We start from the raw sequence: 18,280 nt of genomic DNA, 5'->3' as shown, positions 1-18,280 counted from the left end.
GCGAACTTACCAGATAGATTCGGGGTGCGCCACTCCCGGTTGTCGAGGCCTATGGCAAATCGTTTGCAAACTGCGACAGCCCGCCATTGCTGGGTATGCATTGCCTCGAATGTTGATTTTAGTCGTTTTGCAGGCGCTTGCCCGGCCGGCACATGCCGCCGGGCAGGCAATAGAACATGTTTTCCCGCGCGGGTTCGGTAGAATCCAGAATTTGTCCTCACCGTTAAGGAAGGCTAATGGCTCAGCCCTACAGTGCGCGCAGTCGCGCCATCGAACCTTTTCATGTCATGGCATTGCTGGCGCGGGCCAATGAGCTGCAAGCCGCCGGCCATGACGTGATCCACTTGGAAATCGGCGAGCCGGACTTCACCACCGCCGAGCCGATCATCCAGGCCGGCCAGGCAGCGTTGGCCAACGGCAAGACGCGCTATACCGCCGCCCGTGGCTTGCCCGAGTTGCGCGAGGCCATCAGCGGTTTCTACCAGCAGCGCTATGGGCTGAACGTGGACCCCGAGCGCATCCTGATCACGCCCGGTGGCTCTGGCGCATTGTTGCTCGCCAGCAGTTTGCTGGTGGACCTGGGCAAGCATTGGCTGCTCGCCGACCCTGGCTACCCCTGCAATCGCCACTTCCTGCGATTAGTGGAGGGCGCGGCGCAACTGGTGCCGGTCGGTCCTGAAGTGCGCTATCAGTTGACCGCTGACCTGGTGGCCAAACACTGGGATCAGGACAGTGTGGGCGCATTGGTGGCATCCCCGGCCAACCCGACCGGCACGATCCTCACACGTGACGAATTGGCCGAGCTTTCCGGCGCGATCAAGGCGCGCAACGGTCATTTGGTGGTGGACGAGATTTACCATGGCCTCACCTATGGCACCGATGCGGCCAGCGTGCTGGAAGTCGACGACGACGCGTTCGTCCTGAATAGTTTTTCGAAGTATTTCGGCATGACCGGTTGGCGCCTGGGTTGGCTGGTAGCACCACCGGCGGCGGTGGGTGAATTGGAGAAGCTCGCGCAAAATCTCTACATCAGTGCGCCGAGCATGGCCCAGCATGCGGCATTGGCCTGTTTCACCCCGCAAACCCTTAGCATTCTGGAAGAGCGCCGCGCTGAGTTCGGCCGTCGTCGCGACTTCCTGCTGCCCGCCTTGCGCGAGCTTGGGTTTGGCATCGCGGTAGAGCCGGAGGGCGCGTTCTATTTATATGCCGATATCAGCGCGTTCGGCGGTGATGCCTTCGCATTCTGCAGCCACTTCCTCGACACCGAACATGTGGCGTTTACGCCAGGCCTAGATTTTGGCCGCTACCAAGCCGGCCACCATGTGCGTTTTGCCTACACGCAAAACCTCGATCGGCTACAGGAAGCGGTGGAACGGATCGCTCGTGGCTTGCGGAGCTGGCAAGGCTGATGCGCTTTCATCCTCCCCTCGAAGAAGCGCGGCTGATTCGTCGCTACAAGCGTTTTCTCACCGATATCGAAACCGTTACCGGCGAGTTGTTGACCATTCATTGCCCTAACACCGGCTCGATGCTCAATTGCATGGTCGAAGGTGGGCAGGTCTGGTTCAGTCGCTCCAATGACCCCAAGCGCAAGTTGCCGGGCACCTGGGAAATCGCCGAGACGCCCCAGGGTCGCTTGGCGTGTGTAAACACGGCGCGTGCCAATCAGTTGGTCGAGGAAGCGTTACGTGCGGGTGTCATCACCGAGCTGAACGGCTTTACCGCCTTGAAGCGTGAAGTGCCTTACGGTCAGGAGAAAAGCCGCATCGACTTCCGCCTGGACTATCCCGACGGCGCGGCCTACATCGAAGTCAAAAGTGTAACCCTGGGTTTTGACGGCACTTCGGTTGCCGCTTTCCCGGATGCAGTGACCCAGCGTGGCGCCAAGCATTTGCGCGAACTGGCCCATCTGGCGCGTGACGGTGTGCGAGCGGTGCAGTTGTATTGCGTCAACCTCTCGGGGATTGATGCTGTGCGCCCGGCCGTGGAGATCGACGCGGCCTACGCTGCTGCCCTGCGCGAAGCCAAGACGGCCGGGGTGGAAGTGCTGGCGTATGGCGTGCGCGTGACATCCGAGGAGATCTGCGTGGACCGGCGTCTGGACGTGCTGCTCGACTAGAGTTGCACCCACAACCCCTGGGCGTCTTCGCGTCCGGGCAGGGCGGTCAGGCTTTGCCCGGCGCAAGGGCCTGCGATGCACTCGCCGTTCTCGATCAGGAACAGCGCGCCGTGGGTGGCGCACTGGATCAGGCTGGCGCTGTCGTCGAGGAACCGGTCGGGCTGCCATTCCAGTAGAACCCCACGATGGGGGCAGCGGTTGATATAGAAGTAGGCAATGCCGTCCCGGCGCACGGCCAACAATTTGCAACCATCGATTTCAAAACCGAGGCTGCTGTCTGGCGCGAGGGTATCGGAGGAGCAGAGAAACTTCATTTCAATCCTTAAGTGCCTTGACGTTCAAATGCAAACAATTATCAAATGCCGGCTTCGCCCGTTGGCCGACCGGGCGCTCAATACGATGCGGGGCAGCGGTTATCTGTCACATTGATGAGCGTTTGAGCGGCCCTGCCCTTGGAAGGAAACCCTGTTATGCGCCTGAGTGCCAGCGCTATTGCGCTTGTTGTCGGACTGCTGGTCAACCCTGGGGCCCAAGCCTCTGAACTGCCTCAACGTTGGGTGAGTGCCGGTGGGGCGCTGTCGGAATGGGTGACGGCCTTGGGTGGTGAGTCGAAGTTAGTGGGCGTGGATACCACCAGCCAGCACCCTGAGTCCCTCAAGGCGTTGCCGAGCATTGGTTACCAGCGGCAGTTGTCGGCTGAGGGCATCTTGAGTTTGCGCCCGCAGCTGCTGGTGGGTACTGAAGAAATGGGCCCGCCGCCCATACTGGCGCAGATCCGCAGCGCGGGTGTGCAGGTGGAGATGTTCTCGGCGCAGCCTGACTTGCCGACGTTGAAGGGTAACCTCCAGCACTTGGGCAAGTTGCTGGGCGCTGAGGCCAGGGCCAACGCATTGTTTACCGGATATGAGCAGGCGCTCGATCAGCAGAAGCGCTGGGTCGCCAAAGCTCAGTCCACCCAAAAGGCCCCCGGCGTTTTGCTGTTGCTGGGTCATGCAGGCGGCAAGCCGCTGATCGCGGGCAAAGACACAGCGGCTGACTGGATGTTGCAGCAGGCGGGAGGACGCAATCTGGCGACGCATACGGGCTACAAACCGTTTTCGGTGGAGTCATTGGCGGGGTTGAGCCCGGATGTGCTTGTGTTTGCGGATCGTGCCCTGACCGGAGATGCGGCGCGTGCGGCGCTGTTCAAGGAAAATCCGATCCTGGCGTCCACGCCGGCGGCCAAAAGCGGACGAGTGTTTGAAGTGGATCCGACCTTGCTGGTCGGCGGGCTGGGGCCGCGTATACCACAAAGCCTCGCAGACCTATCTGCCGGGTTTTACCCCTCCCAGGCCAAGCCAGCCCCATGACCACTCTGGTAAAACCCAAGACGCTGTTTGTTGGGCTGGCGTTGTTGTGTGTCTTGGCGATCTGGCTTTCGTTGGCGCTGGGGCCTGTCAGCTTACCGTTGCTGGATACGCTCAAAGCCGCGTTGCGCTTGATGGGGTTGCCAATCGAGGCCCAAGGGCTGGAGCAGGCTGAGCTGATCCTGGGGCAGATCCGTTTGCCGCGCACGTTGCTGGGCTTGGCTGTCGGTGGTGTGTTGGCCTTGTCGGGGGTGGCGATGCAGGGGTTGTTTCGCAATCCCCTTGCTGATCCGGGGTTAGTCGGGGTTTCCAGCGGTGCTGCGCTTGGAGCTGCGGTGGCGATCGTCGGCGGTTCGTTTTTGGGTGGGCTGCCCGATGCGTTCGGGCCTTATCTTTTGTCACTCTGCGCATTCCTTGGCGGCCTGGGCGTCACCGCGCTGGTTTATCGATTGGGGCGGCGCAACGGGCAGACCAACGTCGCAACCATGTTGCTCGCCGGCATTGCCCTGACAGCGCTCGCCAGTTCGGCGGTGGGCCTGTTTACCTACCTGGCGGACGACGCCACTTTGCGCACCCTGACGTTTTGGAACCTGGGCAGCCTCAACGGCGCCAGCTATTCACGGTTATGGCCGCTTTTGCTGGTGAGCGCGGGCGTGGCGCTATGGCTGCCGCGCCGGGCCAAGGCGTTGAATGCCTTGCTGCTGGGTGAGTCGGAGGCCAATCATCTCGGCATCGATGTAGAAGGGCTCAAGCGCGAGTTGGTTTTCTGCACGGCGCTGGGCGTCGGGGCTGCGGTGGCTGCCGCGGGCATGATCGGTTTTGTAGGGTTGGTGGTGCCGCATCTGGTGCGTTTGCTGGCGGGGCCGGACCATCGAGTGTTGTTGCCGGCATCGGTTCTGGCAGGTGCAAGCCTATTGTTGTTTGCCGATCTGGTCGCACGGCTCGCGCTGGCACCGGCTGAGTTGCCGATCGGTATCGTCACCGCATTTATCGGCGCGCCGTTTTTTCTTTACTTGTTGTTGCGGGGGCGTGCCTGATGCTGCGTGTGGAAGACCTGCAGATCCGTCGCGGTCGCAAAACTGTATTGGCGGATGTCACCCTCGACTTGTTACCGGGCGAAGTGCTCGGCGTGTTGGGCCCCAACGGTGCGGGCAAAAGTACGCTGCTCGGTGGATTGTGCGGTGAGCTGCACCCCGACCAAGGCAACGTGTGGCTGGATCAGCGCCCGTTGAGTGAGTGGAGTGGTGCGCAGCGGGCACAGCGCCTGGCGGTATTGCCGCAAAGCTCGACGCTGGACTTTGCTTTCCGTGTCGAAGAGGTGGTCGGCATGGGTCGCCTGCCTCATCAGACCGGGCGAGCCCGCGATGATGAGATCATTGAGGCGGCGTTGCAGGCAGCAGATGTTGGCCACTTGAGCGGCCGCAGCTACCTGGCGCTGTCCGGTGGCGAGCGCCAGCGGGTGCATCTGGCACGGGTGCTGGCGCAGTTATGGCCGGGCGAGGCCGGGCAGACGTTGCTGTTGGATGAGCCAACGTCGATGCTGGATCCTTTGCATCAACACACCACCTTACAGGCTATTCGCACCTTTGCTGATCGGGGCGCGGCGGTGTTGGTGATCCTTCACGATTTGAACCTGGCGGCGCGTTACTGCGATCGCATTCTGCTGCTGGAGGCGGGACGGCCACACGCATTGGATACGCCGGTACAGGTGATGCAGCCTGAACCGTTGAAGGCTGTGTTTGGTTTGGATGTGCTAGTGCAGCCCCATCCGGAGCGTGGGCATCCACTGATCATTGCGCGCTGAAATCGGCTTTTTTATAGGCAAAAAAAGACCCGGCAAGAGCCGGGTCAAATAACCGTGATTAGCCTGATGAGGAGATAATCTGAGAGTCCGAACCAATGGTCTTTCAGTTATCGGCTGATCTCGCGATCAGTTGTGATAATCATAACGATTCTCATTTGAGAGTCAACCATTGTTTTTGCATGTTCTCTGCGTTTTCTCAAACGCTTGTTCGCAATGCCTGTAAATGTTGGGGTTAGTCGACGAGCTAATTCTTCTGGCGTGCCGATAGGGCGTCCAATTGACGGTTCAAGGCTTCCTTGCGCTCGGCAGGAATGTCATTCCAGTGCACATCCATCAACGCCCCTTCGATGGCATACAACAGGACTTTGGAGGCGCGAAAGCCACGCGTACGTACGGCCCGGTACGCATCGACCGCTCCCAGGCGGCGCAAGTCCGACGCACTGTGGATGCCCACCGCATGCAGCCACTGTGCGGACGTCTTGCCGAGGTTTTTCAGGTGTTGCAGCTCATCGTTCATCAAGCCTCCTTGCGACGGCCGAATGGTGCGGTGGGTATCGAGACCAGGCAAGCCTGCAAAGGAGTGTAGCGCTCAGCAGGAAAAGCGTAGTTCTTTAGTCGGAAACGGCCTAAAGCTCATAAGAATGGCGAGTTCAGGCAGGCAGGAAGTCCCCGGCCAGGCTGAGCGAGCCGGGGCTTAAGCAGAGGGTTTCAGCGGGTGCGGTAGCGTAGGCGAGTGCCGAAATTAACCGACATGAGGATCTCATCGGCGGTCAGCTCTGGCGGGAAGTAGGTGCCGGATATCTGTGCATGGGCCAGGCTGGCGCCTTCCAGTGGGCAATCGCGCAGGTCCAGGCCACGCAGGTCGGCAGAGCGAAAATAGGCATCGGTGAAGTCCACGCCAGCGGTGTTCAGCTCACGCAAATCCAGCCCGCGGAAGTCGCCGCCGCGCATGTCGATGACCCCGTCTTTAGGGCGTTCCTGGTTGAAGCCACGGATATCGTCTTTATGCAGGAGCGAGTAAAGCGGCGTATCAAGAAGCTTGGGGTGACTCATGACGGCGACTCCTGTTGGATTTATGACGCCATTATAGTGCCACTATTGCTTGGTCGTGCCCCCTAAGTAGACGACACGACCAAGAAATTTTTCTTACAGGCCAGGCAGGCGCTGACGAATATGCGCCACCAGCGCATCGAGGGTGCCACTTTCATTGGTTTCAACACGTTTGCTGAGGAGCAACTCCTCGGCAGTCAGCGGGTCGCGAGTGGCTTGCTGTTCTTCGATAACCGTCAGTGTCGCGTCGGAAGGATCATTTTTGTCCGCCTGACGTTGCGCCAACCAACTGGCGATAACGGCTTGCGGCGCATTGCAATCCAGGATCAGGAAGGGCGCGCCTGTGGCCTCAGCTACTTTGGCCGCTGCATCGCGTTGTTCGCGTTTAAGGAAGGTCGCATCCAGCACCACCGGGTAACCGGCGCGTAGCACGGTATCGGCAATTTCATTCAAGCGTGCGTAAGTTGCCACACTGGCGTCGGCCGCATAGATGCCAGCGTGTGGCGTGTTTTCCACCTGTTGCTCGCCGAACAGGCGCTTGCGCTCCACGTCTGAACGCAGGCGCACGGCGCCCAGGGCTTCAACCAATCGCATGGACACGTGGCTTTTGCCTACGGCCGACACACCGTGGGTAATGGCCAGGAAGCGCGACGGAATGGTGCTGTAGCTTTCCGCCAGGTTGGCGTAGTTGCGGTATTGGCGCAGGGTCGTGGCGCGTTGCACCGGGCTGGCTTCGCTCGGCATGCTGAACAGCGCGATCTTGGCGCGGACCAGAGCGCGATAGGCTTTATAGAAGTTCAGTACTTCCAGGCCTTGATAGTCGCCGGTCAGTTCCAGGTACTGGCTGATAAAACGGCGAGCCAGGGACTTGAGGCCCCGGTCTTCAAGGTCCATCGCCAGGAAACCGGTATCGGCATACACATCGGTGAAGCGGAACGGCTCGTTGAACTCGATGCAGTCGAAGATCACCACGTGGCCGTCGATCAAAGTGGCGTTGCCCAGGTGAATATCACCGTGGCATTCGCGGGTGAAACCGTCCTTTTTGCGCTGGGAGAACAGCGGCTTGAGGCGCTCGAAGCTACTTTCGGCCCAGGCCTGCAGAGCATCCAACTGAGCCAGGTCGGCCTTGTCGCTGAGGAACGGACGGATCTGGTCGAAGTTCTGGCGAACCGGTGCCATGACCTCATCCGGGGTGCCGGCCGGGTGTTCCTGCGGGACTTTTGGCGCAGTGAGGTGGAAGTGCGCGATTTGCTTGGCCATCTCATCGATGTGCGCGCTGGTCAGTTCGCCGTTGGCTTGCAAGGTGCTGAGCAGTTGGCTCTGCGGGAACTGGCGCATTTTCAGCGCGTATTCGACGACCGGGCCGTCGCCGCCCAACTGCGGCGCTTCGGCACTTCCGGTTATCGGCAACACTTCAAGATACAAGTCTTCGGTGAGGCGCTGGTTGAGGCGCAATTCTTCCCGGCAGAAGTGGCCGCGCTTTTCCAGATCGGTGAAGTCGAGAAAGCCGAAGTTCATCGGCTTCTTCAGCTTATAGGCATACGGGCCGGTCAGGACGACCCAGGAAATATGGGTCTCGATGACTTGGAACGCTTCAACCGGGTGAGGGTATAAAGCCGGATTTTGCAGGGCAGCGATCAGGGACTGGCTCACGGGCGATCCTTCAGAGTCTGGGGGAAAACATGGCGGGCATTATGGCCGCTACAAGCGGTCATGCAAACCGCTGTCCGGCTCATGTTGATCATCGATAAAGTGCGTATAATCCGCCGCCATGACTCGAACCCGATCTCCCCGTTCCCGTAAAAAACCTCCTTCCCGCGGCCTGCGCCCTTGGCTGGGCTGGGCGCTCAAGCTCGGCCTTGTAGGCCTCGTCGTGCTCGCCGGCTTTGCGGTGTACCTCGACGCCGTGGTTCAGGAGAAGTTCTCTGGCAAGCGCTGGACCATTCCGGCCAAGGTGTACGCGCGCCCGTTGGAGTTGTTCACCGGCCAGAAGTTGAGCAAGGATGACTTCCTTACCGAACTCGACGCCTTGGGCTACCGCCGCGAACCCGTGAGCAATGGTCCGGGTGCCGCAGCCGTCAGTGGTAACACTGTCGACCTGAATACCCGTGGCTTCCAGTTCTACGAAGGCCTGGAGAAAGCCCAGCCGGTGCGCGTGCGCTTCTCTGGCGATTATGTAGCTGAACTGTCGTCGCTCAATGGTTCAAAGTTGCCGGTGGTTCGCCTGGAACCGCTGATGATCGGCGGCATTTATCCGAAAAACCTTGAAGACCGCATCCTGATCAAACTTGATCAGGTGCCACCGTATCTGCTGGAAACCTTGGTTGCCGTTGAAGATCGCGATTTCTACAGTCACTGGGGTGTGTCGCCGAAGTCGATTGCCCGCGCAGTCTGGGTGAACACCTCCGGCGGCAAGATGACTCAGGGCGGCAGTACGCTGACGCAACAATTGGTCAAGAACTTCTACCTGACCAACGAGCGCAGCCTGACCCGCAAACTTACCGAAGCGATGATGGCGATGCTGCTGGAGCTGCACTACAGCAAGCAGGAAATCCTTGAGGCGTACCTCAACGAGGTTTTCGTCGGTCAGGATGGCCAGCGCGCCGTGCACGGTTTCGGTTTGGCCAGCCAGTTCTTCTTTGGTCAGCCGCTGTCCGAATTGAAGTTGCACCAGGTCGCGTTACTGGTGGGCATGGTCAAAGGGCCTTCCTACTACAACCCGCGCCGCAATCCTGAACGTGCGCTGGAGCGACGCAATCTGGTGCTCGACGTGCTTGAGCAACAGGGTGTCGCCACGGCTGAACAAGTCGCCGCGGCCAAGAAAATGCCACTGGGTGTAACCACCCGCGGCAAACTGGCAGACAGCTCCTTCCCAGGCTTTATCGATCTGGTCAAACGCCAACTGCGTGAAGACTATCGCGACGAAGACTTGACCGAAGAAGGCCTGCGGATCTTTACCAGTTTCGATCCGATCCTGCAGATGAAGGCCGAAGCGTCGGTCAACGACACCTTCAAGCGTCTGACGGGCCGTAAAGGTTCCGATGAAGTCGAAGCGGCCATGGTCGTGACCAACCCGGAAACCGGTGAAGTCCAGGCCATGATCGGCAGTCGCCAGGCTAGCTTTGCCGGCTTCAACCGTGCGCTGGATGCGGTGCGGCCGATCGGTTCGCTGGTCAAGCCAGCGGTCTATCTGACGGCTTTGGAAAAGCCGAGCAAATACACGCTTACCAGTTGGTTGTCGGATGATCCGCTGTCGGTCAAAGGTGCAGATGGTCAGGTGTGGACGCCGCAGAATTTCGACCGCCGCTCCCACGGTACCGTATTCTTGTATCAGGGGATTGCGCACTCCTACAACATATCCACTTCGCGACTCGGCCTTGAAGTCGGCGTACCAAATGTCCTCAAGACCATCGCGCGGCTGGGCGTTACCCGTGAGTTCCCCGCGTTTCCATCGATTCTGCTGGGCGCGGGGGCGATGACCCCGATGGAAGTCGCGACCATGTACCAGACCCTCGCCAACGGTGGTTTCAATACCCCGATGCGCGGAATCCGCAGTGTTCTGACCGCCGAGGGCGAGCCGCTCAAGCGCTACCCGTTCCAAATCCAGCAGCGTTTCGACGCAGGCTCCATCTACCTGATCCAGAACGCCATGCAGCGTGTGATGCGTGAAGGTACGGGGCGCTCGGTGTACAGCGTGCTGCCGGCGAACCTGACCTTGGCGGGCAAGACGGGCACCAGTAACGATTCGCGTGACAGCTGGTTTGCCGGTTTTGGTCAGGACGTGCTGGCGGTGGTGTGGCTGGGGCGTGACGATAACGGCAAGACGCCATTCACCGGTGCTACCGGTGCGCTGCAGGTCTGGACTAGTTTCATGCGCAAGGCCGACCCGCTGCCGTTGAATATGCCGCAGCCGGATAACATCGTGCAGGCTTGGATTGATCCGCACACGGGACAGGGCTCCGATGCCAACTGTCCGGGCGCGGTACAGATGCCGTATATTCGCGGCAGCGAACCGCCACCCGGCGCCGCATGTGGTGGCAGTGCCCCTGCTGATGCGGAATCGGTGATGGATTGGGTCAAGGGCTGGATGAATTAAGCAAAGAGGGTTTCAAGTGAACAAGTGGTTGTTTCCAGCTATTACAGCTCTGGCTTTGCTCGGCGGTTGCTCCAGCGTGCAGCGCGGCTCCATTCCCGTGGTGGACTCGAGCACGGCCGTCTCCAATAACGACCGGATCTCGGCCAATGGCGGGTTCCGCCAGACCGTCACCAATCGTCCTGCCCAGGCCAAGCCGCAAGCCATGCCGCAGGATTCGGGCGTGGTGGTGATGGTGCCTGGCGGTGGTGCTGCGACGTCGGCCCCAATCAGCGCCGAGCCATGGACCCCTGGGCCGAGCAACTCCGGCCCGATCGATACCACGCCGATTCAGACCGCCCCGATCAATCAGGGCACCTATAACATGCCGTCGACGCCGAGTGGCATTCCATCGTCGTCCAGCAGCGGTGGCCTGTCGGCTGACGAGCAACTGGATGGCCCGGTGCTGGCTTTGTTGACCACTGCCCAGCAACAGCAGGCGGGCGGTGATTTGAACGGCGCATCGTCGAGTCTTGAGCGTGCCCAGCGCGTTGCGCCGCGTGAGCCGCAAGTGCTGTATCGCTTGGCCCAGGTACGCATGGCCCAGGGTGATGCGCCGCAGGCGGAGCAGTTCGCCCGTCGCGGCTTGTCGCTCGCCAACGGGCGTCCCGACCTGCAAGCTAGCCTGTGGGCGTTGATTGGCGACGCGCGTGCCGCACAAGGCGATGCCGCTGGCGCTGCCCAAGCTCGTCAAAAAGCCAAGGTCAGCCTCTGATGGATGCACGGTTTCCCGCTATCGCCGAACAGCTGTTGCTCATAGAGCGAGAGTTGCGGGTGCAGGGCTGGTGGGACGATGTGTCCCCCAGCGCCGAGGCGCTCAGCAGTGTCGAGCCCTTTTCCGTGGACACCCTGGACTTTCACCAGTGGCTGCAATGGATCTTCCTGGTGCGCATGAAGCAGATTCTTGAACAGGATCTGCCTTTGCCCAACGCCTCGGGCATTCTGGAGATGGCCGAAATGGTCTACGCCGATCGCCCGCTAGAGAGCCTTGGTTTGCGTAACGCGCTGAAAAAGTTCGACCAATTGATCGTCGACGCTCGTTAATTGCCTGACTGCCGGTTTTTCCGGCAGTGTTGCGCACATTTCTACCGCTTGACGACATTCAGGCGAGTTTTATCCCTCCTCAAAGCCCTTTCTCCTGCGTTCTCATGCGCTTAGTTGGAAAAAAGCGCAATTATTGCTTGACTTGAAGGGCCTGAAACAGAAGAATCCAAAGTCCGCTGTATCGGGACTGCCAGAAGCAGGCCCGCTCAGCAGATCATGAGGCGCACATCCGCGCCGACCTGTTACACCCGCAACGCGTTACCTCGCGCTGGGTGGGAAAAGCCCGCAACACTTGGGACGATCCCAATACTTGCTCAGTCAGTGCTGACGTAGTCGGCGACCACCGTCGCTCATGCTCTGTTGAGAAGTAAACCTATTAAGACCCGTCGGTTTTCAACGGACGGTATTCTGGCGTTTTAGAGGTGAACAACGTGGAGCTTTTATCTGGTGGTGAGATGCTCGTCCGCTTTTTGCGTGACGAAGGCGTCGACTATATCTACGGGTACCCAGGTGGTGCTCTGCTGCATGTCTACGACGCACTGTTCAAGGAACCGGCTGTTACCCACATCCTGGTTCGCCACGAACAAGCCGCGACCCATATGGCTGACGGTTACGCCCGTGCCACCGGTAAAGCCGGCGTGGTACTGGTAACGTCCGGCCCAGGCGCCACCAATGCCATTACCGGCATCGCGACTGCGTATATGGACTCCATCCCGATGGTGATCATTTCCGGCCAGGTGCCCAGCACCATGGTAGGCACCGATGCATTCCAGGAAACCGACATGATCGGTATCTCCCGGCCGATCGTGAAACACAGCTTCATGATCAAGCATCCGTCGGAAATCCCGGAAGTCATGAAAAAGGCCTTCTACCTCGCGCAGTCCGGTCGTCCGGGCCCTGTCGTGGTCGATATCCCGAAAGACATGACCAACCCGGCCGAAAAGTTCGAATACATCTTCCCGAAGAAAGCCAAGCTGCGTTCCTACAGCCCGGCCGTCCGCGGGCACTCGGGACAAATCCGCAAGGCGGCAGAAATGCTCCTGGCGGCCAAGCGTCCTGTGTTGTACTCGGGTGGTGGCGTCATTTTGGGCGGCGGTTCTGCACCCTTGACCGAACTGGCCAAGCTGCTCAACCTGCCGGTGACCAACACCTTGATGGGGCTCGGCGCATTCCCGGGCACAGACCGTCAGTTCGTCGGCATGCTCGGCATGCACGGCAGCTACACCGCCAACCTGGCCATGCACCACGCTGATGTGATCCTGGCGGTGGGCGCACGTTTTGATGACCGAGTGATCAACGGCGCGAGCAAATTCTGCCCGAATGCCAAGATCATCCACATCGACATCGACCCGGCGTCCATCTCCAAGACCATCAAGGCCGACGTGCCTATCGTAGGTCCAGTGGAAAGCGTATTGACCGAAATGGTCGCTGCGCTGAAGGACATTGGCGAGGCGCCGAACAAGGAATCCGTTGCCAGTTGGTGGAAGCAGATCGACGAGTGGCGCGGTGACCGCGGCCTTTTCCCTTACGACAAGGGCGACGGCAGCATCATCAAGCCACAAACCGTGATCGAGACCCTGTGCGAAGTGACCAAGGGCGATGCCTTTGTGACCTCCGACGTGGGCCAGCACCAGATGTTCGCCGCGCAGTACTACAAGTTCGACAAGCCTAACCGCTGGATCAACTCCGGTGGCCTGGGCACGATGGGCTTTGGTTTCCCTGCGGCCATGGGCGTGAAACTGAGCTTCCCGGACACCGACGTCGCGTGCGTCACCGGTGAGGGCAGCATCCAGATGAACATCCAGGAACTGTCGACGTGCCTGCAGTACGGCCTTCCGGTGAAGATCGTCTGCTTGAACAACGGCGTGCTGGGCATGGTTCGTCAATGGCAGGACATGAGCTACAACAGCCGTCACTCCCATTCCTACATGGAATCGCTGCCGGATTTCGTCAAACTGGTTGAAGCCTATGGCCACGTCGGCATTCGCATCACCGATTTGAAAGATCTGAAGCCGAAAATGGAAGAGGCGTTCGCCATGAAAGACCGCCTGGTGTTCATCGATATCAAGGTGGATACCAGTGAGCACGTCTACCCGATGCAGATCAAAGACGGCTCGATGCGCGACATGTGGCTGAGCAAGACGGAGCGTACTTAATCATGCGGCACATTATCTCCCTGCTTCTGGAGAACGAACCCGGCGCTCTGTCTCGTGTTGTCGGCCTGTTTTCGCAGCGTAACTACAACATCGAAAGCCTGACCGTGGCCCCGACCGAAGACCCGACCCTGTCGCGCCTGACGTTGACCACTGTGGGCCACGATGAGGTGATCGAACAGATCACCAAGAACCTCAACAAGCTGATCGAAGTGGTCAAGCTGGTCGACCTGTCGGAAAGTGCCCACATTGAGCGCGAGCTGATGCTGGTTAAAGTGAAGGCCACAGGTGCCCAACGTGCCGAGATCAAACGCACCACCGACATTTATCGTGGGCAGATCGTCGATGTGAGCGCCAGCGTTTATACCGTTCAACTGACCGGGACAAGCGACAAGCTGGACAGCTTCATCCAGTCGATCGGGACGGCCTCGATTCTGGAAACAGTACGCAGTGGTGTCACCGGGATTGCCCGTGGCGACAAAGTACTCAGCATCTAACCCAAATTAGCGAATGGCCTTACGGCCTGGATATATAGAGGAACCTCATGAAAGTTTATTACGATAAAGATTGTGACCTGTCGATCATCCAGGGCAAGAAAGTCGCCATCATCGGCTACGGCTCCCAGGGTCACGCGCAAGCTTGCAACCTCAAAGACTCCGGCGTTGACGTGACTGTAGGCCTGCGCAAAGGCTCGGCCACTGTTGCCAAGGCTGAGGCCCACGGCCTGAAAGTGACTGACGTTGCTTCTGCCGTTGCTGCTGCTGACCTGGTCATGATCCTGACCCCGGACGAGTTCCAATCCTCGCTGTATAAGAACGAAATTGAGCCGAACATCAAGAAGGGCGCTACCCTGGCCTTTTCCCACGGTTTCGCGATTCACTACAACCAGGTAGTGCCACGCGCTGACCTGGACGTGATCATGATCGCGCCGAAAGCGCCAGGTCACACCGTGCGTTCCGAGTTCGTCAAAGGCGGCGGTATCCCTGACCTGATCGCGATCTACCAGGACGCATCGGGCAACGCCAAGAACGTGGCACTGTCCTACGCTGCTGGCGTCGGTGGCGGTCGTACCGGCATCATCGAAACCACCTTCAAGGACGAGACTGAAACCGACCTGTTCGGCGAACAAGCCGTTCTGTGCGGCGGTACCGTTGAACTGGTAAAAGCCGGTTTCGAAACCCTGGTTGAAGCTGGCTACGCGCCAGAAATGGCCTACTTCGAATGCTTGCACGAACTGAAACTGATCGTTGACCTCATGTACGAAGGCGGTATCGCCAACATGAACTACTCGATCTCCAACAACGCCGAGTACGGCGAGTACGTGACTGGCCCGGAAGTGATCAACGCCGAGTCCCGTCAGGCTATGCGCAACGCCCTGAAACGTATTCAGGATGGCGAATACGCCAAAATGTTCATCAGCGAAGGCGCTACCGGCTACCCTTCGATGACCGCCAAGCGTCGTAACAACGCCGCTCACGGTATCGAAGTCATCGGCGAGCAACTGCGCTCCATGATGCCGTGGATCGGTGCCAACAAGATCGTCGACAAAGCCAAGAACTAAGTCGTACGTATCAAGGGAAAACGCGGCTTAGGCCGCGTTTTTTCGTTTGGGGGGCGGGTTCTGGTATAAAGCTGCATCGTTTGCGGGCGAACACGCGCCGCAAGTATCTGTCGAATTTTTTTCACACCGTTGCAAGGTAAAGTCCATGAGCGAACGTCCCGAAGAGCCAAACCAGGCTCCTGACGCCGAAAGCCTGCTGCCGATCGATGAACATGTCGAAGAAGGGCATGACGCTGAAGGCCGCAAGGTCCGGCATCGTGGCATCTATCTTTTGCCCAACCTGTTCACCACGGCGAACCTGTTTGCCGGGTTCTACTCCATCATCAACTCCATGAGCGCCCAAAGCGCGCTGGCGGCAGGTGATGCGGCGAGTGCCAGCAAGTATTTCGGCTTTGCTGCCATCGCCATCTTTGTTGCCATGGTGCTCGACGGCCTGGATGGTCGTGTTGCGCGCATGACCAATACGCAAAGTGCCTTCGGTGCCGAGTACGACTCGTTGTCGGATATGGTCGCGTTTGGTGTTGCGCCCGCGTTGCTGGCATTTGCCTGGGCGCTGGGTGACATGGGCAAGGTCGGTTGGATGGTTGCCTTCATCTATGTCGCGGGTGCTGCTTTGCGTCTGGCGCGCTTCAATACCCAGGTGGGAACTGCCGACAAGCGTTACTTCATCGGTTTGGCCAGCCCGGCTGCTGCGGGTGTGGTAGCGGGCATCGTCTGGGCGTTCAGCGATTACGGCATCCAGGGTTCGAAGATGTCGTTCCTGGTGGCCTTGATGGTGGCTGCGGCCGGCATGCTGATGGTCAGCAACATCAAGTACAACAGCTTCAAGGAGCTGGACCTGAAGGGGCGCGTACCTTTCGTGGCGATTCTGGCAGTGGTGCTGGTGTTCGCCGTGGTGTTCAGCGACCCGCCGCGTATTCTGTTGCTGGCGTTCCTGGTTTACGCCGCTTCGGGGCCGGTTCAGTACTTGCTGCATCTGCGCCGCGACAAAACATTGCCTTAATGTAATTTCCCCCATACTCCGCAGTCTATTGGTGCATCAGTCCTCCAATGCTGCGGAGTTGCCATGTTAATCAAATTGCCCAAAGCGTCCGATTGCCACGAATCGGATGTCACACCTGAATCCTTCTATCTCTCTCGCCGTAGCTTGCTCGGTGGTGCGCTTGCCGGCGTTGCTGCCAGCAGCTTGCCGCGTTGGGCGAGTGCGGACGAAGCCTCGCGTTATGCCGATGTCGAAGCAGGCAGGGCACCGAGCTGGTTTGCCGAGAAACTGCCGGGCACGAAATGGCAGGCTGTCACGGTAAAGGACGAGGCAATCACCCCGTTCAAGGATGCGACCCACTACAACAACTTCTACGAGTTCGGTACAGGTAAGGGCGACCCAGCAACCAATGCGGGCTCACTCAAGACCGAGCCCTGGAGCGTGGTGATTGATGGCGAAGTCGCGAAACCAGGTCGATATGCCCTGGAAGACTTCATGAATCCGTATCAGTTGGAAGAGCGTATCTACCGTCTGCGCTGTGTTGAGGCATGGTCAATGGTTATTCCATGGATCGGTTTTCCGATCTCGGCGTTGCTCAAGCAGGTTGAGCCGACTTCCAAGGCCAAATACATTCGTTTTGAAACGCTGCAAGATCCCAAGCGCATGCCGGGCCAGCGGTCGAGTTTTGGCTTGATCGATTGGCCTTATATAGAGGGCTTGCGTCTGGATGAGGCGATGAACCCTTTGGCGATCCTGGCTGTGGGAATGTACGGGCGCGAACTGCCTAACCAGAATGGCGCGCCGCTGCGTTTGGTCGTGCCATGGAAATATGGCTTCAAGAGTGTGAAGTCTATTGTTCGCATCAGCCTTGTCAGCGAGCAGCCGAAAACCACCTGGCAGAGCATTGCAGCGGACGAATATGGTTTTTATGCAAATGTGAACCCTACGGTCGATCACCCGCGTTGGACCCAAGCGCGGGAGCGTCGTCTACCGAGTGGCCTTTTCAGCCCCAATGTGCGCGAGACGCAGATGTTCAATGGTTACTCGGATGAGGTGGCGTCTCTCTATACCGATCTCGACCTGCGGAAGAACTACTGATGCGTTACCCGATTTGGCGTATTGGCGTCTTTATAGTGGCGGCGGTATGGCCGTTGTTCTGGCTATACGAAGCTTGGAGTTCTGTCCTGGGGCCGGATCCGGGCAAAGTGCTGGTTGATCGGCTGGGCCTCGGCACGCTGATACTGCTGTTGATCACCCTGGCAATGACCCCGCTGCAGAAGCTTAGTGGTTGGGCAGGGTGGATAGCGGTGCGTCGGCAGCTTGGGTTGTGGTGCTTTGCTTATGTCGTGCTGCATCTGGCTGCTTATTGTGTGTTTGTGCTGGGGTTGGATTGGTCGCAGCTCGGCGTTGAGTTGCGCAAACGGCCTTACATTATCGTGGGCGCGTTGGGTTTCCTGTCGCTGTTGGTATTGGCGGTGACGTCGAATCGTTACAGTCAGCGTCGGTTGGGCAGCCGTTGGAAGAAGCTGCACCGTCTGGTGTACGTGATTCTGGGACTTGGCTTGCTTCACATGTTGTGGATTGTGCGGGCGGACCTCAAGGAATGGGCTATCTATGCTTCTATAGGTGCGCTGCTCCTGGTGCTACGGATCCCGCCTGTAATGCGTCGAATCCCGCGCCTTATTGCGAAAAAATCACTTTCTTCAACGAAAGCGTAATTAACGGTTGACGGTAGATTCAAGATGTCTATAATTCGCCCCACTTCCGGCGCAGTCGAAACGGAAAACTCCTTGGTTAACAATGAGTTATGTAGGTTTCGGTAGCAGGTTGCTTCAGTTCATCGAAGCCAAAAGGTAGTTGAAAAAGAGGTGTTGACAGCAGCGTGTAACGCTGTAGAATTCGCCTCCCGCTGACGAGAGATCGGAAGCGCAAGTGGTTGAAGTTGTTGAAGAAATCTTCGAAAGCTTCTTAAAATAATCACTTGACAGCAAATGAGGCTGCTGTAGAATGCGCGCCTCGGTTGAGACGAAAGATCTTAACCAACCGCTCTTTAACAACTGAATCAAGCAATTCGTGTGGGTGCTTGTGG

General features: G+C 58.8%; 18 protein-coding genes. 14 read left to right on the top strand and 4 right to left on the bottom strand.

Translation table 11 applies throughout. From position 1 onward, the window contains the following. Positions 1 to 236 precede the first annotated feature (236 nt). Together ACP7C6_RS26785 and sfsA are read left to right on the top strand one after the other, a co-directional pair. A complete protein-coding gene (locus ACP7C6_RS26785) occupies positions 237 to 1,409 on the top strand; it encodes a pyridoxal phosphate-dependent aminotransferase (RefSeq protein WP_426109475.1) in 1,173 nt (390 codons plus the stop codon). Further along, positions 1,409 to 2,119, top strand: coding sequence for a DNA/RNA nuclease SfsA (gene sfsA, locus ACP7C6_RS26780; RefSeq protein WP_068933676.1), 711 nt, complete (start codon positions 1,409 to 1,411; stop codon positions 2,117 to 2,119). The genes ACP7C6_RS26785 and sfsA overlap by 1 nt, the downstream gene beginning before the upstream one ends. Here the strand turns inward: sfsA and ACP7C6_RS26775 are convergent. After that, a complete protein-coding gene (locus ACP7C6_RS26775; RefSeq protein ID WP_028617954.1) occupies positions 2,116 to 2,433 on the bottom strand; it encodes a Rieske (2Fe-2S) protein in 318 nt (105 codons plus the stop codon). The genes sfsA and ACP7C6_RS26775 overlap by 4 nt on opposite strands. Positions 2,434 to 2,589: 156 nt before the next feature. On the opposite strand from ACP7C6_RS26775, the gene ACP7C6_RS26770 reads away from it, so the two are divergent. Genes ACP7C6_RS26770 through ACP7C6_RS26760 form a run of 3 tightly spaced genes read left to right on the top strand, consistent with a single transcriptional unit; the run spans position 2,590 to position 5,269 of the window. After that, positions 2,590 to 3,468, top strand: a complete 879-nt coding sequence (locus tag ACP7C6_RS26770) for an ABC transporter substrate-binding protein (protein WP_122683663.1) — start codon at positions 2,590 to 2,592, stop codon at positions 3,466 to 3,468. Continuing rightward, positions 3,465 to 4,502, top strand: a complete 1,038-nt coding sequence (locus ACP7C6_RS26765) for a FecCD family ABC transporter permease (RefSeq protein WP_028617952.1) — start codon at positions 3,465 to 3,467, stop codon at positions 4,500 to 4,502. Before ACP7C6_RS26770 ends, ACP7C6_RS26765 begins: the two co-directional genes overlap by 4 nt. After that, positions 4,502 to 5,269 (top strand): heme ABC transporter ATP-binding protein, encoded by a 768-nt coding sequence (locus ACP7C6_RS26760; RefSeq protein ID WP_028617951.1) that lies wholly within the window; start codon positions 4,502 to 4,504, stop codon positions 5,267 to 5,269. The genes ACP7C6_RS26765 and ACP7C6_RS26760 overlap by 1 nt, the downstream gene beginning before the upstream one ends. A gap of 244 nt (positions 5,270 to 5,513) precedes the next feature. On the opposite strand, the gene ACP7C6_RS26755 is transcribed toward ACP7C6_RS26760, so the two are convergent. The 3 genes from ACP7C6_RS26755 to ACP7C6_RS26745 form a co-directional block, all read right to left on the bottom strand. Further along, the gene (locus tag ACP7C6_RS26755; protein ID WP_010206563.1) at positions 5,514 to 5,786 is read right to left on the bottom strand and encodes a TfoX/Sxy family protein; all 273 of its coding nucleotides are present in this window, start codon (positions 5,784 to 5,786) and stop codon (positions 5,514 to 5,516) included. A 191-nt stretch (positions 5,787 to 5,977) separates the two neighbouring features. Then, positions 5,978 to 6,322 carry a pentapeptide repeat-containing protein gene (locus tag ACP7C6_RS26750; RefSeq protein WP_016976848.1) on the bottom strand — a complete coding sequence of 115 codons (345 nt, stop codon included), beginning with the start codon at positions 6,320 to 6,322 and terminating at the stop codon, positions 5,978 to 5,980. Between the two features lie 93 nt (positions 6,323 to 6,415). Continuing rightward, positions 6,416 to 7,972 (bottom strand): AAA family ATPase, encoded by a 1,557-nt coding sequence (locus ACP7C6_RS26745; RefSeq protein ID WP_028617950.1) that lies wholly within the window; start codon positions 7,970 to 7,972, stop codon positions 6,416 to 6,418. Between the two features lie 118 nt (positions 7,973 to 8,090). Between ACP7C6_RS26745 and mrcB the strand changes: the two genes are divergently transcribed. The 9 genes from mrcB (at position 8,091) to msrQ (ending at position 17,909) form a co-directional block, all read left to right on the top strand. Then, positions 8,091 to 10,415 (top strand): penicillin-binding protein 1B, encoded by a 2,325-nt coding sequence (mrcB, locus tag ACP7C6_RS26740; protein WP_028617949.1) that lies wholly within the window; start codon positions 8,091 to 8,093, stop codon positions 10,413 to 10,415. Between the two features lie 16 nt (positions 10,416 to 10,431). Then, the gene (locus tag ACP7C6_RS26735) at positions 10,432 to 11,166 is read left to right on the top strand and encodes a tetratricopeptide repeat protein (RefSeq protein ID WP_028617948.1); all 735 of its coding nucleotides are present in this window, start codon (positions 10,432 to 10,434) and stop codon (positions 11,164 to 11,166) included. Continuing rightward, on the top strand, positions 11,166 to 11,495 hold the full coding sequence (locus ACP7C6_RS26730) for a YqcC family protein (RefSeq protein ID WP_028617947.1): 330 nt from the start codon (positions 11,166 to 11,168) through the stop codon (positions 11,493 to 11,495). Before ACP7C6_RS26735 ends, ACP7C6_RS26730 begins: the two co-directional genes overlap by 1 nt. A gap of 431 nt (positions 11,496 to 11,926) precedes the next feature. After that, positions 11,927 to 13,651 (top strand): acetolactate synthase 3 large subunit, encoded by a 1,725-nt coding sequence (locus ACP7C6_RS26725; protein ID WP_426109474.1) that lies wholly within the window; start codon positions 11,927 to 11,929, stop codon positions 13,649 to 13,651. A gap of 2 nt (positions 13,652 to 13,653) precedes the next feature. Next, positions 13,654 to 14,145, top strand: a complete 492-nt coding sequence (gene ilvN, locus ACP7C6_RS26720; RefSeq protein WP_003176102.1) for an acetolactate synthase small subunit — start codon at positions 13,654 to 13,656, stop codon at positions 14,143 to 14,145. A 47-nt stretch (positions 14,146 to 14,192) separates the two neighbouring features. Further along, the gene (gene ilvC, locus ACP7C6_RS26715) at positions 14,193 to 15,209 is read left to right on the top strand and encodes a ketol-acid reductoisomerase (protein ID WP_003194132.1); all 1,017 of its coding nucleotides are present in this window, start codon (positions 14,193 to 14,195) and stop codon (positions 15,207 to 15,209) included. A gap of 145 nt (positions 15,210 to 15,354) precedes the next feature. Further along, entirely contained in the window at positions 15,355 to 16,212 is an 858-nt protein-coding gene (pssA, locus tag ACP7C6_RS26710) for a CDP-diacylglycerol--serine O-phosphatidyltransferase (protein ID WP_016976855.1), read from the top strand. A gap of 63 nt (positions 16,213 to 16,275) precedes the next feature. Then, positions 16,276 to 17,289 carry a protein-methionine-sulfoxide reductase catalytic subunit MsrP gene (gene msrP, locus ACP7C6_RS26705; protein WP_426109473.1) on the top strand — a complete coding sequence of 338 codons (1,014 nt, stop codon included), beginning with the start codon at positions 16,276 to 16,278 and terminating at the stop codon, positions 17,287 to 17,289. Further along, positions 17,289 to 17,909, top strand: a complete 621-nt coding sequence (gene msrQ, locus ACP7C6_RS26700) for a protein-methionine-sulfoxide reductase heme-binding subunit MsrQ (protein ID WP_028617944.1) — start codon at positions 17,289 to 17,291, stop codon at positions 17,907 to 17,909. Before msrP ends, msrQ begins: the two co-directional genes overlap by 1 nt. Positions 17,910 to 18,280: the final 371 nt, after the last annotated feature.

The sequence above is a fragment of the Pseudomonas sp. TWR1-1-4 genome, from assembly GCF_049897165.1.
GTDB lineage: Bacteria > Pseudomonadota > Gammaproteobacteria > Pseudomonadales > Pseudomonadaceae > Aquipseudomonas > Aquipseudomonas canadensis.
This window is presented reverse-complemented; position numbering and strand designations above follow the sequence as displayed.

Excerpts from the sequence above, each read along its gene's own strand:
- mrcB (WP_028617949.1), top strand. The coding sequence starts at position 8,091 with ATGACTCGAACCCGATCTCCCCGTTCCCGTAAAAAACCTCCTTCCCGC.
- ACP7C6_RS26775 (WP_028617954.1), bottom strand. The coding sequence starts at position 2,433 with ATGAAGTTTCTCTGCTCCTCCGATACCCTCGCGCCAGACAGCAGCCTC.
- ACP7C6_RS26785 (WP_426109475.1), top strand. The coding sequence starts at position 237 with ATGGCTCAGCCCTACAGTGCGCGCAGTCGCGCCATCGAACCTTTTCAT.
- ilvC (WP_003194132.1), top strand. The coding sequence starts at position 14,193 with ATGAAAGTTTATTACGATAAAGATTGTGACCTGTCGATCATCCAGGGC.
- ACP7C6_RS26770 (WP_122683663.1), top strand. The coding sequence starts at position 2,590 with ATGCGCCTGAGTGCCAGCGCTATTGCGCTTGTTGTCGGACTGCTGGTC.
- msrQ (WP_028617944.1), top strand. The coding sequence starts at position 17,289 with ATGCGTTACCCGATTTGGCGTATTGGCGTCTTTATAGTGGCGGCGGTA.
- ACP7C6_RS26730 (WP_028617947.1), top strand. The coding sequence starts at position 11,166 with ATGGATGCACGGTTTCCCGCTATCGCCGAACAGCTGTTGCTCATAGAG.
- ACP7C6_RS26755 (WP_010206563.1), bottom strand. The coding sequence starts at position 5,786 with ATGAACGATGAGCTGCAACACCTGAAAAACCTCGGCAAGACGTCCGCA.
- msrP (WP_426109473.1), top strand. The coding sequence starts at position 16,276 with ATGTTAATCAAATTGCCCAAAGCGTCCGATTGCCACGAATCGGATGTC.
- sfsA (WP_068933676.1), top strand. The coding sequence starts at position 1,409 with ATGCGCTTTCATCCTCCCCTCGAAGAAGCGCGGCTGATTCGTCGCTAC.
- ACP7C6_RS26765 (WP_028617952.1), top strand. The coding sequence starts at position 3,465 with ATGACCACTCTGGTAAAACCCAAGACGCTGTTTGTTGGGCTGGCGTTG.
- ACP7C6_RS26750 (WP_016976848.1), bottom strand. The coding sequence starts at position 6,322 with ATGAGTCACCCCAAGCTTCTTGATACGCCGCTTTACTCGCTCCTGCAT.
- ACP7C6_RS26760 (WP_028617951.1), top strand. The coding sequence starts at position 4,502 with ATGCTGCGTGTGGAAGACCTGCAGATCCGTCGCGGTCGCAAAACTGTA.
- ilvN (WP_003176102.1), top strand. The coding sequence starts at position 13,654 with ATGCGGCACATTATCTCCCTGCTTCTGGAGAACGAACCCGGCGCTCTG.
- pssA (WP_016976855.1), top strand. The coding sequence starts at position 15,355 with ATGAGCGAACGTCCCGAAGAGCCAAACCAGGCTCCTGACGCCGAAAGC.